The organism is Burkholderia cepacia GG4, assembly GCF_000292915.1.
Taxonomy (GTDB): domain Bacteria; phylum Pseudomonadota; class Gammaproteobacteria; order Burkholderiales; family Burkholderiaceae; genus Burkholderia; species Burkholderia cepacia_D.
Genome location: NC_018514.1, coordinates 1,570,496 through 1,584,023 on the forward strand (window position 1 = coordinate 1,570,496; position 13,528 = coordinate 1,584,023).

The window sequence follows — 13,528 nt, forward strand, 5'->3', positions numbered from 1 at the left end:
CGCGCGTGTCGCGCCGCACCGGGCGCGATGTCAAGCGTGCCGCGCGATCGCGAGCAGCACCGACAGCGACACGATCGACCCGAGCGTCGACAGCAGGATCGTGCGCGACGTCACATGCGCTTCGCGCCCGTAGAACTCGGCCAGCATGTACGGCCCCGTGCCGGTGGGCAGCGCGGCAAGCACGACGGCGATCTGCGCGAGCACCGGCGGCATCGCGAACACGCGCACGCCGAGCCACCATGCAAGCGCCGGCTGCACGAACAGCTTGACCGCCGTCAGCGCGACACTGCCGCGCGGCGCGGCGCCGGACGCTTCGCGCTTCTCCGCGAGAAACAGCCCGAGGCTGACGAGCGCGCACGGGCTCGCGGCCGCACCGAGCAGCTTCAGGAACGTTTCGACGGGCGCGCCGAGCGTCACCTGCGCGGCCGACACGCACACACCGGCCAGCGGCGCGACGATCAGCGGATTGCGCAGCAGCGCGCCGACCACCTTCCACATCAGCCTGAGCGGCGCGCGGTCGCGCTGCAGCCCGATCTCGATCAGCACGATCGCGCCGGCGAACAGCACGCACGCGACAAGAATGGTCGCGATCGTGGTCGGTGTGAGACTGTCGGTGCCGAACGCGAGCAGGCATAGCGGAAAGCCGAGATAGCCGGTGTTCGGATACGACGCGGCGATCGCGTCGATGCTGGCATCGGCGAGCCCGCGCCCCGCGAACAGGCGCCATGCGAGCACGCCGACGAACACGAGCGCGCAGGTCAGCGCGAAAGTCGCGACGAAAGCCGGTTGATGGAGCTGGTGCCACGACGCGTGCGCCATGATCTGGAACAGCAGCGCGGGCAGCGCGAGCCACACGACGAACCGGTTGAGCTCCGATGCGGCCGCCGGCCCGAGTACGCCCCGCCGGCGGCACAGGAACCCTGCCGCGATGAGCCCGAACACGGGCAACAGAATCTCGATCGTCGATGACATCTTGAACACGCTGCGTGAAGCCGGAACGCGCAAGCTTAACGGCTCCGTGTCGTCGCGTGCAACGGGAGGCGCGTCGCTCGCGGCACGCGTCATGCGTCGCGCATCGGTTGCGCAAGCAACTTGTATGCAACGACGGCGGCAGCCAGCGCGAGCCCGCCGCTCACCGTCAGCGCGGCGGCGAACCCGCTCGCGAAAGCGGCGGGCGCCGCCTGTGCGAGCGTACGCGCGGCCGACGGCGGCACGCGCTCGAGTGCCTGCGCGAGATCGCCGGCCAGCAGGCTCGACATGAACGGCGCATCGACGAACGCGCGCAAGCCCGGTGCAGCGGACAGCAGCCGGTCGAGATGCGCGTGCGTGCTCGCAGCCAGCACCGCGCCGAGCACGCCGACGGCCGTCACGATTGCCGCGAAGCGCGTGGTCGTGCTGATGCCCGACGCCATCCCGGTGCGGTCCGGCGGCACGCACGCCATGATCGCCTTCTGCGTGTCGCCGTTCATGATGCCGGCGCCGCAGCCCGTCACGAACATGCCGAGCGCGACGAGCCGGTAGTCGCCGCCCGCCGTCAGCGCCGCGGTCGCGAGATTGCCGGCGCCGATCAACGCGAGCCCGCCAGCCAGCACGCCACCGGACGACACGCGCGCGGCGAGCATCGCGCCGAGCGACGGCCCGGCGATCATCGCAGCCGCGAACGGCAGCATCCCGAGCCCCGCGTCGATCGCCGACATCCCGAACGCGTTCTGCAGGTACAGCGGCAGGAACGTCATCATCACCTGCGCGCATGCCGCATAGCCGAACATCGCCAGTACGGCGCCGACGAAGCGCGGCTGACGAAACAGCGCGAGATCGATCATCGGCCGCGCCTGCCAGCGCTCCGCGCCGATGAACGCGGCCAGCAGCGCGGCGGCGAGCGCGAGCCGCCCGAGCGTCGCGGCCGACAGCCAGCCGTGCGACGGTGCACCGATCAACGCCGCAATCGCGCACGCGAGCGCCGCGCCGAACAGCAGGCTGCCGGCCGCGTCCACCCGTTTCGCGTGCGGATCGCGCGATTCGTCGATCGCGACGCGCGCGCCGGCGGCCAGCAGCGCGCACACCGGCAGGTTCAGCAGGAACACCCAGCGCCAGCCGATCCATTGCGTGATCGCGCCGCCGGCGAGCGGCGCGACGGCCGTCGCGATCCCCATGCACATCCCCCAGATCGCCCACGCGCGCGCCCGTTCGCGACCGTCGGGAAAACGGTTCGCGATCACGGCGAGCGCGGCCGTCAGCAACAGCGCGGCCCCGCCGCCCTTCACCGTGCGCGCGGCGATCAGCCAGCCGGCCGACGGCGCGACGCCGCAGCCCAGCGACGCCAGCGCAAACAGCGCGAGCCCCGCGCCGAGCATCCGCTTGCGCCCGAAGCGGTCCGCGAGCCCGCCGGCCGGCAGCAGGCACGCGGCGAACGCGGTCATGTACGCGCTCACGACCCATTCGATTTCGGCGAAGCTCGCGTGGAAGCCGCGCGCGATGCTCGGCAGCGACACGGCGACGACGTTCGTGTCGAGCACGATCAGCGAGCACGTCGCCGACGCGACCGCGAGCGTCGCGGCGGCCGGCAGGCGGGCGCCCGTGCGCGGGGCGGGCGCCCCTGCGCGCGACGCGGGGGAAGACTGGGACATCGGCAACTCCGGACCAAGCGGGACGAGTCGTATGCTAGGCTGGTCCGCTATTGCCTGTCATTGACATACAAACGCAGTTTTATTGATAAAAATTGCAATCATGAACTCGCTCGAATTCCGCCACGTGCGCGCTTTCCTGAGCGTCGCGCAGCATCTGCATTTCGCCCGCGCGGCCGACGCCCTCGACATGACGCCGCCCGCGCTCACGCGGCAGATCCAGGAAGCCGAACGGCTGCTCGGCGTGCGGCTGTTCCACCGGTCGCGCCGCGCGGTCACGCTGACGGCCGCCGGCGAAGCGTTTCTCGCCGAGGCGAGCGCCGCGTTCGAGCATCTGCAGCGCGGCCGCGAACTCGCCACGCTCGCCGAGCGCGGCGAACTCGGCCGGCTCGAGATCGGCTACGTGTCGTCGGCCGTCTATTCGGGCACGCTGCAGCGCACGGTCGGCGCATTCCGTGCCGTGCATCCGCGCATCGAGCTGAACCTGCGGGAAGTGCCGATGGACGACGTCGCGAAGCAGCTCGACGCGGGCCGGCTCGACCTTGCGTTCGTGCGTCCGCCGATGCCGCTGCCGGGCGGGCTGCGGATCGTCACGCTGCAGCGCGACGTGTTCGTCGCGGCGGTGCCGGCCGATTCGCGCTACGCATCGATGGCGGCCGTGCGCGCCGCCGATCTCGCCGACGCGCGCTTCGCGGTGCCCGAACAGGAACTCGGCACGCTCGAAGTCGCGCGCCGCGGCCGCTTCGCGCCGGTGATCGCCGCGCGGCCGGGCGGGTTGCTCGCGGTGCTCGCATGCGTGTCGGTGAACGGCTGGGTCGCCGTGATTCCGGACGCGCTCGCCGGCTGCGTGTCGTTGCCGGGCGTTGTGTACCGGCCGATCGCCGGCAAGCCGATCATGTCCGAACTCGCGCTCGCGCACCGGCGCTTCGAGAAGGCGCCCGCGGTGCGAGCGTTCCTGCGCACGGTTCCGGCCGCGGGCTAGGTAGCGCGGGGCCGCGGCCGCCCGTTCGTCGCGTTCGTCGCGTTCGTCGCGTTCGTCGCGTTCGTCGCGTTCGTCGCGTTCGTCACGTTCGTCACGTTCGTCACGTTCCTCGCGTTCCTCGCCACCGCTGGCCACGCCCACCGCGCTCACCACCCTCGCGCGAATAAGCATTCCGCGATTCGATGTTTGTCGGCGCGAAACCGATTCCGTAATCTGCCCGGCAGCCGCGCGGCATGCGCGCGGATCACCGAGGACTTGCCGCCGATGACTTCGCCCCCCGCCCTGGCCCGCCGCCGCGCGCTGCTGCGTGTTGCCGCCCTGGTCGCCGCACCGCTCGCGGGCGGCATCGCACTGCCCGCCCGCGCGGCCGGCCCCGACCTGTCGAACGTCACGCTGGTGCTCGGCGACCAGGCCGGCGGCCTGCGCGCGCTGGCCGAGGCCGCGCGCGTGCTCGACGGTGTGCCGTACCGGTTTCGCTGGGCGAATTTTCAGGGCGCCGCGCCGCTGTTCGAAGCGCAGCGCGCGGGCGCGATCGATCTCGCGCCGGCCGGCGACCTGCCCGTGCTGACGGCCGCGCTAGGCGATCCGGCGCTGCGGATCGTCGCGACGCGCGTCGGCTCGCCGGCGTCGCTCGGCATCGTCGTGCAGCCCGCTTCGCCGGTGCGCACGGTCGCCGACCTGAAGGGACGCACCGTCGTCGTGTCGTCGGCGCGCGGCAGCATCTCGCAATACCAGCTCTACGGCGCGCTGCGCGAACACGGCCTCGCACCGGGCGACGTCGACGTGCGCTTCGTGCTGCCGGTCGACGCGTTCGCCGCCTTCGAGGCGCAACGGATCGACATCTGGGCGACCTTCGATCCGTATTACGGGCACGCGGTACGACGCGGCGCGCGGATCGTGCGCGACGGCAGCGGGATCAATTCGGGGCTTGCGTTCCTGACGTCGCCGGCCGACACGCTCGACGATCGCGCCAAACGTGGAGCACTGGCGGACGTGCTCGCACGGCTCACCCGTGCCGGCCAATGGGCGCTCGCGCACCCCGCCGATTACGCGACCGTCTATGCGTCGCTCACGCGCCTGCCGCGCGATGCCGCCGCCGACATCGCACGCCGTGCGGCGCTCGCGCAGCGCGGCGTCACCGGCGCGGACATCGACGCGCTGCAGCGCGTCGCCGATCGCGCGGCCACGGACGCGATCCTGCCGAAACGCGTCGACGTCGCGTCGATCGCGGTACGCAGCCTGTCCGCCGCGTAACGGGCGCCGGAACCGCTCAGCGCGGCTTCGACATGTCGAGATCGGGCACGTCGTCGCCGAAAGTCGACGCGACGAGCGTGCGCATCGCGGCGACCAGCAGTGTCGGCCCCGACTGATTGAAGGTACAGCGCTCGCCCGCCGCCGGCACCGCGCGGTGCAGCACCGCACGCCACGCGCCGTGCCCGCCGTCGCGTTCGAACGCCGCGAACGGCAGCCGCTCGACGATCGGCCCGCCGTCCGCCCACGCCGACGACGGCGCGAACGGCACCGGTGCGCCGCCCGGTGCGCGGATCGCCGTGCATCCGGTGGCGTCGGCGCGCGGCGCGCCGAGCGCTTCCGACATCGCCACCCAGTAGTCGAGCGATGCGCCGGCCAGGTCCTGAACTTGCATCGCGTCCTCCTTCGACATCGAAAACCTCATCCTAGCGCCGGCGCGCGTGACCTGTCGTCAACCCACAATCCGTGCTTTCCCCGGGTGAAACGCGCCACCGCGCGAACCCGCGCATCCGTGTTACGAATCGTCGATTCCTGCGTACAATGGCCGCAACACCTATCGTCCGGCCTGCATTGGGCACGCAGGCCGGAACCGAATTCGCGCCGAACCGGGCAGGCCCGTTCGGCAGACGACAACCGGATCCATACGGTGCAGCGCGGGCCGGCTCTCTCGGGGGGAGCGCAGCATGTCAACGTACGCCAGAAAACCGCTGGTATCGCTCGTCGTGCCGTTCCACGACGAAGACGAAGCGATCGACGCGTTCTTTGCCGAAACGCTGCCTGTTCTCGAGTCGGTCGACACGGTCCGCTTCGAGATCGTCTGCATCAACGACGGCAGCCGCGATCGCACGCTCGACCGGCTGCTCGCGGTCGCGGCTGGCGACCCGCGGGTGCGCGTCATCGATCTCACGCGCCGCTTCGGCAAGGAGGCCGCGCTCACCGCCGGGCTCGACGAAGCGGCCGGCGCCGCGGTGATCCTGATCGACGCCGACCTGCAGGATCCCCCTGCGCTGATTCCCGCGATGATCGAGCGCTGGCGCGCCGGCGCCGAGGTCGTCGCCGCGAAGCGCACCAACCGGAGGTGCGATCCGTACATGCAGCGCGCGGCGGCGGCGCTCTACTATCGCGTGCACAACGCGCTGTCCGAAGTGGCAATGCCCGAGAACGTCGGCGATTTCCGCCTGATGGACCGCGAGGTCGTCGACGCGCTGCGCGCGCTGCCCGAGCGGCGGCGCTTCATGAAAGGGTTGTTCGCGTGGGTCGGCTACCGCACCGCGATCGTCGAATACACGCGCGCGCCGCGCAGCGGCGGCCGCTCGAAGTTCTCCGGATGGCGGCGCTGGAACTTCGCGCTCGAGGGCATCACGAGCTTCAGCACCGTGCCGCTGCGCGTCTGGACCTACGTCGGCCTCACGTTCGCCATGCTGTCGCTGGCGTACGGCGCGTTCATCGTCGTGCGCACACTGCTGTTCGGCAATCCGGTGCACGGCTACCCGTCGCTGATTTCGGTCGTGCTGTTCGTGGGCGGCATCCAGCTGATCGGCATCGGCGTGATCGGCGAATACCTCGGCCGCATCTATCACGAGTCGAAGCAGCGCCCCGTCTATCTGGTGCGGCGACGCTACCGCGCCGAGCGGGACGCCGCCGCGCAGCCGGCGTCGAAGCTGCTGCCGTTCCCGGTCAAGCGCGTACACGCGGCCCGGCGTCGCACGGCGATGCCGGCGGCCAACGGCCAAGGCGGCCGCAAAGCGTCGTTCAAGTAGCTGGCCCGCGGCGCATGGACATTCCCCGACAATCGACGCGCCCGGCAGAGCCGCCCGTGCGCGCGTGGCTCACGCCGCGTCGCGTCGTGGTGTACAGCGCATTCGTGCTCGCGTTCTACGCGCTGTTCGTCGCGATCTGGACCTACGTCATCCATCACGCGTCCGGCGCCGCGCTGTCGCGACCGGGCGCCGACTATTCGGTCTTCTGGTCGGCATCGTACGTGATGCTGCACGGCGCGCCGTGGCAGGCGTACGATTTCCCGACCTTCTCGCGGCTGTCGGGCGAACTGTTCCCGTCGTTCCGTCGCGTCGGCTTCCTCGCCTGGCTGTATCCCCCCACCTATCTGCTGCTCGTGACGCCGCTCGCGCTGCTGCCCTATTCGGTCAGCTACCCGCTGTTCGTCGCGTTCGGCATCGTCGTGCTCGGCTTCGCCGCGTGGCGCGTATCGAGCCTCGACGCGATCCCCGGCGTGCGGCGCGCCGGCGCGTTCGCGCTGGTCGCCGCGCCGTGCACGTTCGTCACCGCGATGCTCGGGCAAAACGCGTTCCTGACCGCGGCGTGCGCAGCGCTAGCCGTCTACTGGGCCGAACGCCGGCCGATGTGGGCCGGCATCTGCATCGGCCTGCTGTCGGTCAAGCCGCAGATGGCGTTGCTGTTCCCGTTCGTGCTGCTCGCCACGCGCGCGTGGCGCACGATCGCGTGGGCCGCACTCGCCACCGGCGCGCTCGTCGCGCTGAGCGTGCTGGTCTGCGGTGTCGAGTCGCTGCGCCTGTTCGTCGCGAGCGCGGGGCTCGCGCGCGCGATCATCCTCGAGCACGGCGTCGTGTTCTGGCTCGCGTCGCCGACACCGTTCTCGGCGCTGCGTCTGGCCGGCGTGCCGCTCGGCGCCGCGTATGCGCTGCACGCATGCATCGCCGCGCTCGCGATCGCAGCCGCGTGCATCGTGTGGGCGCAGTCGCGCGACGTCCGCGTGCGCGCGGCGGTGCTGACGGTGGCGACGCTCGTGGCGAATCCTTACGTGTGGCACTACGAGCTCGCGTGGCTCGGCGTCGCGATCGCGTGCATGCTCGCGATCGGCTGGCGCGACGGCTGGCTGCGCGGCGAGCAGACCGCGATCGCGCTGATGTGGCTGCTGCCGCTCTTCGACTACCTGAACCCGTGGCTGGAACAGCCGCAGATCGGCCCGGCCGTCACGCTCTTCGCGCTGCTGGTGCTGCTGCGCCGCGCGCGGCACGACGCTCACAGCGCGAGCCGCGGCGGCACGTACAAGCCGTAGTACGGCCCAACGCCCGTCGCGACGCCGGTCATCTTCACGCCGGCGACGAAATGCCCCTGGATGTACTTGTACGTGCCGCCGAGCGACACGTCGATGTGAAACGCCGCGAACGCGACGATCGGCACGGAGGTGCTGCTCGACGTCTGCGTGACGACCGGCAGCACGACCGTCGTGCCGACCGGCACCGACGTGTACAGCGTGGCCTTCACGCCGGTCGCAAGATTGATGGTGTCGCCGATATTGAGCGTCGTCGGGTTGCCGGTCACCATCAGCCCGCCCATCGTGGTCGTGTCGGTCGCGGTCGACTGGAACGAGGTCCACTGTCCGCCCATGCACAACGCGCCGTAGGTCTGGCCGTTCGTGATCGAGAACTCGTACGGCAGGTTCGTCAGCGGATTGATCAGCGGCTGGTTGGTCGCCGTATTCCAGTACTGGTTGTACACGCACTGGTCGATCGCAACCGGAAAGAGCCCGCCCGCCGCCACGCCGCCGGGCGCGGCGAGCACCGCCACCGCGGTCGCGCTGCCGGACGCGCCCGGGATGCCGAGCAGGCCACCAAGCAGCAGCGGAATCGAGCCGCCATTCACGCCCGGTGCACGCGACACGGTGACCTGCACCGCCGGCACGTCGTACGCGCCAGGCGTGATGGTGGTCGCCTGCATCGACGCGGGGGTGCGCGTCACGTTCCAGTACCCGGCCGTCACCGTGCCGGTCGACAGTGCGGCACCCGCCGCCGAATTCTGCGCGATCACGCCGTTCGCCGCCGGCGCGGCCTGCGACCAGTTCAGCGCACCGCCGCTCGACGACATCATCGCATCGGCCGCCGCGAGCGCGGCCGCGTCGGCGGCGTTCTGCAGCTGGTTGCGCACCGTGGCGACCCACGCGATGTCGATTGCCAGCGCGCCGAACGACAGCAGCGGAATCAGGAACAGCAGGAAAAACAGCGCGACTGAGCCGCGCGACCGCGCGGGGCCGGTGCAGCGCGGGGCGGCGGCGTCATTCATAGAGCATCACCGAGCTGGCCGAGACCGTCACCGGGCCGGTCAGCGCGCTGAATGCGGACCCCAGCACCAGCCCCGAATACGTGTAGGTCACCGTCACCGTCAACGCAGTGCCCGCCGTCGTGCCGCTCGCCTGCGTCACGGTCACGGCGGGCGTCGTCGCAGTGCCGCCGGTGATCAGGCTGTTCTGCGTGTAGCTCAGCGCGACGTTCGCGATCTGGGTCGTGGTCAGCATCGGCACGCGCAGCATGACGCCCGCGCGCGCGGCCTCGCGGCTCGCGTTGGTGATCACGGCCTTGTCGCACAGGAGCAGGCTCGTGTCGATGATGCCGATCAGCACCATCAACAGGAACGGCAGCATCAGCACGAACTCGAGGGATACGACGCCGCGCGCATGGCGTGCGCCCATCGCCCCGCGTGTCATTTTGCGGCCCCCGTCGCCGGCACGACACCCGGCTCCAGCGCCGCGCCCGACACCGGCCGGGCGCCGCCGGCGGAGCCGCGCGACGCAAGCTGCGCCCTCACCGCCTGGTAGAAGCGCAGGTTGTCGGTCACCGCCGACGCGGGCAAGTCGGCGGACAGCAGCTTCTTCGCCGAATCCGTGTTGCCGAGCACGCCATACGCGAACGCGAGGTTCTGGCGCGCCTGCCACGGCGCATCGGGCAGCCCCGCGACGTCGAGCAGCACGTTCACGCCCTCGCGCGGCCGGTTGCTCAACACGAGCGACAGGCCGAGGTCGACTCGCAGCCCCTGCGCGTCCGGATGCGCGCGCAGCGCGTCGCGATACACGACTTGCGCGTCCGCGTGGCGCCCCTGCAGGTCGAGCACGGTGCCGAGCCCTTCCGCCGCGAGCGGCAGGTTCGGCTGCGCAGCCAGCAGCTCGCGGTAGCGCTGCGCGGCCTCGTCGAGCCGGCGCTGCCGCAACGCGACGCGCGCGAGCCCGAGCTGCGGCCCGAGCTCCGCGGGTGCCTGCTGCCGTGCCTGCTCATAGAGAATCCGCGCGCGCTCGAGATCGCCGGCGCGGTAGTTGACGTCGCCGAGGCCGAGACGCGCCGCGAGCGAATCGGGATGCCGCGCGAGCACCTTCCCGTACAGCGTCGACGCGAGATCGACGTTGCCGCCGGTGAGCGCGCTGTCCGCGATGCGCAATTCGGCCTGCGGGTCGTCGCTCTTGTGCGACAGCGCCGGCCGCGTCTGGATGCCCGGCGCGCAGCCACCAGCCAACACCGGCAGCACGGCCGCGAACGCGAGTGCGCGGATGACGGATCGTGTCATTTGAATACCTCGAGCAGGCGGATCGCCGCCGGGCCCGCCGCGATCAGGCCGACCGTCGGAAGGATGAACAGCATCATCGGCAGCGTGATCTTCGGTGCGAGCTTCGCGGCCTTTTCCTCGAGCGCGACGATTTGCTCGATGCGCTCGCTGCGCGACAGGGTTCGCAGCGCCTGCGTGATCGGCGTGCCGAACCGCTGCGACTGCGTCAGCGTCGTGGCCAGCGAGCGTGCCGATGCGAAGTCGACGCGCAGCGCGAAATGCGTGAGCGCCTCGGGCACATTGCCGCTGAGCGTGAGTTCGTCTGCGCACACCGTCAGCTCGTCGGCGAGCGGCGGGCAGATGCGCTCGAGTTCGCGCGCGACGCGCCGCACGCCCGACGCGAGGCTGTTGCCGGCCATCGTGCAGATCACGAGCAGGTCGAGCGCGTCCGGAAAGCACGCGGCGATGATCCGCCGGCGCCGCCGGATCATCGCGCCGAGCACGTACTCGGGCACGATCACGCCGATCACGAACGCGGCGACCATCGCCACCGCGCGGATCACGAAGTATTCGCCGAAACGCGGAATGAACGGACTGAACACGATCGCGACGCCCGCCAACACCACGCCGCAGCTCAGCTTGATGCCGATCATCGACGACACCGCGCGGCGTTCGCGAAAACCCGCCCGCGTCAGTTGCAGCCCGAGCTTCGCGCGCTGCAGCGGGTCGAGCACGGGCAGCCGCTCGCCGAGCTGGGCAAGCCGCCGCGTCAGGCCCTGACGCACCTCGCCCGGCTGCAGCCGCCCCGCCGCCAGTGACAGCGACCGCTGCCCGGCCGCCAGCTGCACGCGCGCGGCGATGCGCCGGCGCGTGCCGCCACCCGGCGTCGCGAGCGCCGCCGCGACGCACGCAAGCAACAGCAGCAGTTCGAGGCCGCGCGCGGCCAGCATCGACATCGTCATCGAGCGGTATCCAGTTTCGAGATCTTGCGGATCATCAGCAGTCCGATCGTCAGCAGCACGGCGGCAATCGTCAGCATCACGCGTCCGGGGTGGGTGTCGAACAGCAGCATCACGTACGCGCGATTCACGAGGAACAGCGCGCCGATCATCACGAACGGCACCGCCGAAATGATCTTCGTCGTGATCCGCCCTTCGGCGGTCAGCGCGCGCGTCTTCAGGCGGATGTCGCGACGCGTGCGGATGATGCTCGACAATTCGTCGAGCGTCTCGCCGAGGCTGCCGCCGGTCTCGCGCTGCAGCAGCAGGTAGACGGTGAAGAACGAGAAGTCCGCGATCATCAGCCGGTCTGCCGCGTGCGTCAGCACGTCCTTCAGATCCGCGCCGACGCGCAGGCTGTCGCCCATCGTCCGGAAGGTCGAGCGCACCGGCTCCGCCGCGCTGTCGCCGGCCGTGCTGATCGCCTGCGTGACCGGAATGCCCGCGCGCACCGCGCGCACGATCAGGTCGATCGCGTCCGGGAACGCTTCGAGAAAGCGCAGCCGAAAACGCTCGACCAGCCCGCGGTAGCTGGCGCGCATGGCAACCAGCGGCAACCCGATGTAGATCAGCGGATGCAGCACGCCCGGCAGCGCGATCAGCTTCACCGCGACGATCGCCGCGAGCGCACCGGCGATCGTGCTGGCGACGACGATCCGCATCCCGGCGTCGCCGCCGACCGCGCGCACGCGCGTCACGTAGCGCTGCAGCCACGCGCGCGCGCGGCTTTGCCGGCGCGGCAGGTTGAACAGCGCGACGCCGGACGGATCGGCCGCGCCGGCATCCCGCCTCGCCAGCGACGGCGCGAGGCGCTGCAGCCGTTCGCGAATACGCTGCTCCGGCGTCTGGCGCGCGCGATCGAACAGCGCGGACAGCGCGACCCCGACCGCGAGGATCACGACGAACGCGCCGAGCGCGAACAGGTCTGCGGCCCTCATTGCCGGAATACCTCGGTGAGCGCATCCTCGACGCCGTAGTACGCGGCGCGCGGCGCGAATGCGGGCCGCAGCGACGACGCCTCGAACACGCCCTTCACCGCGTCGCGCGTCGTGTCGCCTTCCTGGCGGAACGCGAACATGTCCTGCGTGATCACCACCTCGCCTTCCATCCCGACGATCTCGGTGATCCGGGTCACGCGGCGCACGCCGTCGCGCATCCGCTCGACCTGCACGAACAGGTGCACCGCGCTCGCGATCTGGCGCCGGATCGACAGCAGCTGCAGGTTCGCGTTCGCCATCATCACCATGCTTTCGAGCCGGCTGATCGCGTCGCGCGGCGAATTCGCGTGGATCGTCGTCATCGAGCCGTCATGGCCCGTGTTCATCGCCTGCAGCACGTCGAACGCCTCCGCGCCGCGGATCTCGCCGAGGATGATGCGGTCGGGCCGCATCCGCAGCGCGTTGCGCACCAGGTCGCGCTGCGAGATCCCGCCGAGCCCTTCGGTATTCTCCGGGCGCGTTTCGAGACTGACGACGTGCGGCTGCAGCAGTTGCAGTTCGGCTGCGTCCTCGATCGTCACGATCCGCTCGTGCTCCTCGATGTGTTGCGACAGCGCATTGAGCAGCGTCGTCTTGCCCGAGCCGGTACCGCCCGAGATCACGATGTTCAGCCGGCACGCGCATGCGATCTTCAGCACCTGCAGCATCCCGTGCGAAATGTTGCCCTGATTCGCCATCCGCGCAAGCGTGATGTCGCGCTTCGCGAACTTGCGGATCGAGATCGACGCGCCGCGCATTGCGATCGGCGGCAGCACCACGTTCACGCGGCTGCCGTCGGCCAGGCGCGCGTCGACCATCGGGCTGCTCTCGTCGACACGGCGCCCCACCGCCGCCGCGATCCGCTGCGCGACGCTGGTCACGTGCGCGTTGTCGCGGAACTTCAGCGACGTGAGTTCGAGCCGGCCCGCGCGCTCGACATACACCTGGTCGGGGCCGTTCACGAGGATGTCGGTGACCGTGTCGTCGGCGAGCAGCGGCTCGATCGGCCCGACGCCGAACATGTCGTTCAGGATCGCGTCGAGATCCACCGGGACCTCGAGCCCGACCTTCACGCGGCTCATGCTCACCAGCGTCTTGAACCGCTTCACGTTGTTGTTCGCGAAGAACAGCTCGCGCGTGAGCGCGTTGTACTGATCCATGTTCCGCACGGCCAGGATCAGCACGAAATCTCATTCCCCGGTCAGAGTCGGTCGTTGTGTCGTTTCAGGCATGAAGTCGCACGAATTGCTAAAGACCGACGCCGTCGGTATGACCGATATTGCAGGCCTCAGCCGCGAACGCTCACTTACCGCTCTGATGACCGGATGCGGCCGAATCTGCGCAACAGCTAATCCAGTCAAATACGACGCAGTATGGAGACGTTCCGTCTCAAGCCCCACGCAT

At 70.4% G+C, this 13,528-nt stretch carries 12 protein-coding genes and 1 pseudogene; 4 read left to right on the forward strand and 9 right to left on the reverse strand.

Annotated elements, in window-relative coordinates; translation table 11 throughout:
* Positions 1 to 30: 30 nt before the first annotated feature.
* Complete coding sequence (locus GEM_RS22750; protein ID WP_041490979.1) at positions 31 to 972, reverse strand: AEC family transporter; 942 nt, start codon at positions 970 to 972, stop codon at positions 31 to 33.
* An 89-nt stretch (positions 973 to 1,061) separates the two neighbouring features.
* Positions 1,062 to 2,627, reverse strand: coding sequence for an MFS transporter (locus tag GEM_RS22755; protein WP_014899751.1), 1,566 nt, complete (start codon positions 2,625 to 2,627; stop codon positions 1,062 to 1,064).
* 100 nt (positions 2,628 to 2,727) lie between these two features.
* Here GEM_RS22755 and GEM_RS22760 point away from each other — a divergent pair, with 100 nt between their 5' ends.
* Both GEM_RS22760 and GEM_RS22765 read left to right on the forward strand, forming a co-directional pair.
* The gene (locus tag GEM_RS22760) at positions 2,728 to 3,606 is read left to right on the forward strand and encodes a LysR family transcriptional regulator (RefSeq protein ID WP_014899752.1); all 879 of its coding nucleotides are present in this window, start codon (positions 2,728 to 2,730) and stop codon (positions 3,604 to 3,606) included.
* Positions 3,607 to 3,870: 264 nt separating this feature from the next.
* Entirely contained in the window at positions 3,871 to 4,860 is a 990-nt protein-coding gene (locus GEM_RS22765) for an ABC transporter substrate-binding protein (protein ID WP_014899753.1), read from the forward strand.
* Positions 4,861 to 4,876: 16 nt separating this feature from the next.
* On the opposite strand, the gene GEM_RS22770 is transcribed toward GEM_RS22765, so the two are convergent.
* Positions 4,877 to 5,251: a phage protein NinX family protein gene (locus tag GEM_RS22770; protein ID WP_041490980.1), complete on the reverse strand. Its 375-nt coding sequence runs from the start codon at positions 5,249 to 5,251 to the stop codon at positions 4,877 to 4,879.
* A 289-nt stretch (positions 5,252 to 5,540) separates the two neighbouring features.
* Here GEM_RS22770 and GEM_RS22775 point away from each other — a divergent pair, with 289 nt between their 5' ends.
* Together GEM_RS22775 and GEM_RS22780 are read left to right on the forward strand one after the other, a co-directional pair.
* The gene (locus tag GEM_RS22775) at positions 5,541 to 6,617 is read left to right on the forward strand and encodes a glycosyltransferase family 2 protein (RefSeq protein ID WP_014899755.1); all 1,077 of its coding nucleotides are present in this window, start codon (positions 5,541 to 5,543) and stop codon (positions 6,615 to 6,617) included.
* 14 nt (positions 6,618 to 6,631) lie between these two features.
* Positions 6,632 to 7,894: a glycosyltransferase family 87 protein gene (locus GEM_RS22780; RefSeq protein WP_041490793.1), complete on the forward strand. Its 1,263-nt coding sequence runs from the start codon at positions 6,632 to 6,634 to the stop codon at positions 7,892 to 7,894.
* Here the strand turns inward: GEM_RS22780 and GEM_RS22785 are convergent.
* The 6 genes and pseudogenes from GEM_RS22785 to GEM_RS22810 all read right to left on the reverse strand — a co-directional run.
* Entirely contained in the window at positions 7,858 to 8,898 is a 1,041-nt protein-coding gene (locus GEM_RS22785; protein ID WP_014899757.1) for a TadG family pilus assembly protein, read from the reverse strand. The genes GEM_RS22780 and GEM_RS22785 overlap by 37 nt on opposite strands.
* Positions 8,891 to 9,319 carry a TadE/TadG family type IV pilus assembly protein gene (locus GEM_RS22790; RefSeq protein ID WP_014899758.1) on the reverse strand — a complete coding sequence of 143 codons (429 nt, stop codon included), beginning with the start codon at positions 9,317 to 9,319 and terminating at the stop codon, positions 8,891 to 8,893. The genes GEM_RS22785 and GEM_RS22790 overlap by 8 nt, the downstream gene beginning before the upstream one ends.
* Positions 9,316 to 10,170, reverse strand: coding sequence for a tetratricopeptide repeat protein (locus tag GEM_RS22795; RefSeq protein WP_014899759.1), 855 nt, complete (start codon positions 10,168 to 10,170; stop codon positions 9,316 to 9,318). The genes GEM_RS22790 and GEM_RS22795 overlap by 4 nt, the downstream gene beginning before the upstream one ends.
* On the reverse strand, positions 10,167 to 11,111 hold the full coding sequence (locus tag GEM_RS22800) for a type II secretion system F family protein (protein WP_014899760.1): 945 nt from the start codon (positions 11,109 to 11,111) through the stop codon (positions 10,167 to 10,169). Before GEM_RS22800 ends, GEM_RS22795 begins: the two co-directional genes overlap by 4 nt.
* Positions 11,108 to 12,085, reverse strand: a complete 978-nt coding sequence (locus GEM_RS22805) for a type II secretion system F family protein (protein WP_014899761.1) — start codon at positions 12,083 to 12,085, stop codon at positions 11,108 to 11,110. Before GEM_RS22805 ends, GEM_RS22800 begins: the two co-directional genes overlap by 4 nt.
* Positions 12,082 to 13,261 (reverse strand): annotated as a pseudogene (locus tag GEM_RS22810) (CpaF family protein); the annotation flags it as partial. The pseudogene GEM_RS22810 and the gene GEM_RS22805, both read right to left, overlap by 4 nt.
* Between the last annotated feature and the right edge of the window lie 267 nt (positions 13,262 to 13,528).

Excerpts from the sequence above, each read along its gene's own strand:
- GEM_RS22765 (WP_014899753.1), top strand. The coding sequence starts at position 3,871 with ATGACTTCGCCCCCCGCCCTGGCCCGCCGCCGCGCGCTGCTGCGTGTT.
- GEM_RS22780 (WP_041490793.1), top strand. The coding sequence starts at position 6,632 with ATGGACATTCCCCGACAATCGACGCGCCCGGCAGAGCCGCCCGTGCGC.
- GEM_RS22805 (WP_014899761.1), bottom strand. The coding sequence starts at position 12,085 with ATGAGGGCCGCAGACCTGTTCGCGCTCGGCGCGTTCGTCGTGATCCTC.
- GEM_RS22750 (WP_041490979.1), bottom strand. The coding sequence starts at position 972 with ATGTCATCGACGATCGAGATTCTGTTGCCCGTGTTCGGGCTCATCGCG.
- GEM_RS22790 (WP_014899758.1), bottom strand. The coding sequence starts at position 9,319 with ATGACACGCGGGGCGATGGGCGCACGCCATGCGCGCGGCGTCGTATCC.
- GEM_RS22800 (WP_014899760.1), bottom strand. The coding sequence starts at position 11,111 with ATGACGATGTCGATGCTGGCCGCGCGCGGCCTCGAACTGCTGCTGTTG.
- GEM_RS22775 (WP_014899755.1), top strand. The coding sequence starts at position 5,541 with ATGTCAACGTACGCCAGAAAACCGCTGGTATCGCTCGTCGTGCCGTTC.
- GEM_RS22785 (WP_014899757.1), bottom strand. The coding sequence starts at position 8,898 with ATGAATGACGCCGCCGCCCCGCGCTGCACCGGCCCCGCGCGGTCGCGC.
- GEM_RS22770 (WP_041490980.1), bottom strand. The coding sequence starts at position 5,251 with ATGCAAGTTCAGGACCTGGCCGGCGCATCGCTCGACTACTGGGTGGCG.
- GEM_RS22760 (WP_014899752.1), top strand. The coding sequence starts at position 2,728 with ATGAACTCGCTCGAATTCCGCCACGTGCGCGCTTTCCTGAGCGTCGCG.
- GEM_RS22795 (WP_014899759.1), bottom strand. The coding sequence starts at position 10,170 with ATGACACGATCCGTCATCCGCGCACTCGCGTTCGCGGCCGTGCTGCCG.
- GEM_RS22755 (WP_014899751.1), bottom strand. The coding sequence starts at position 2,627 with ATGTCCCAGTCTTCCCCCGCGTCGCGCGCAGGGGCGCCCGCCCCGCGC.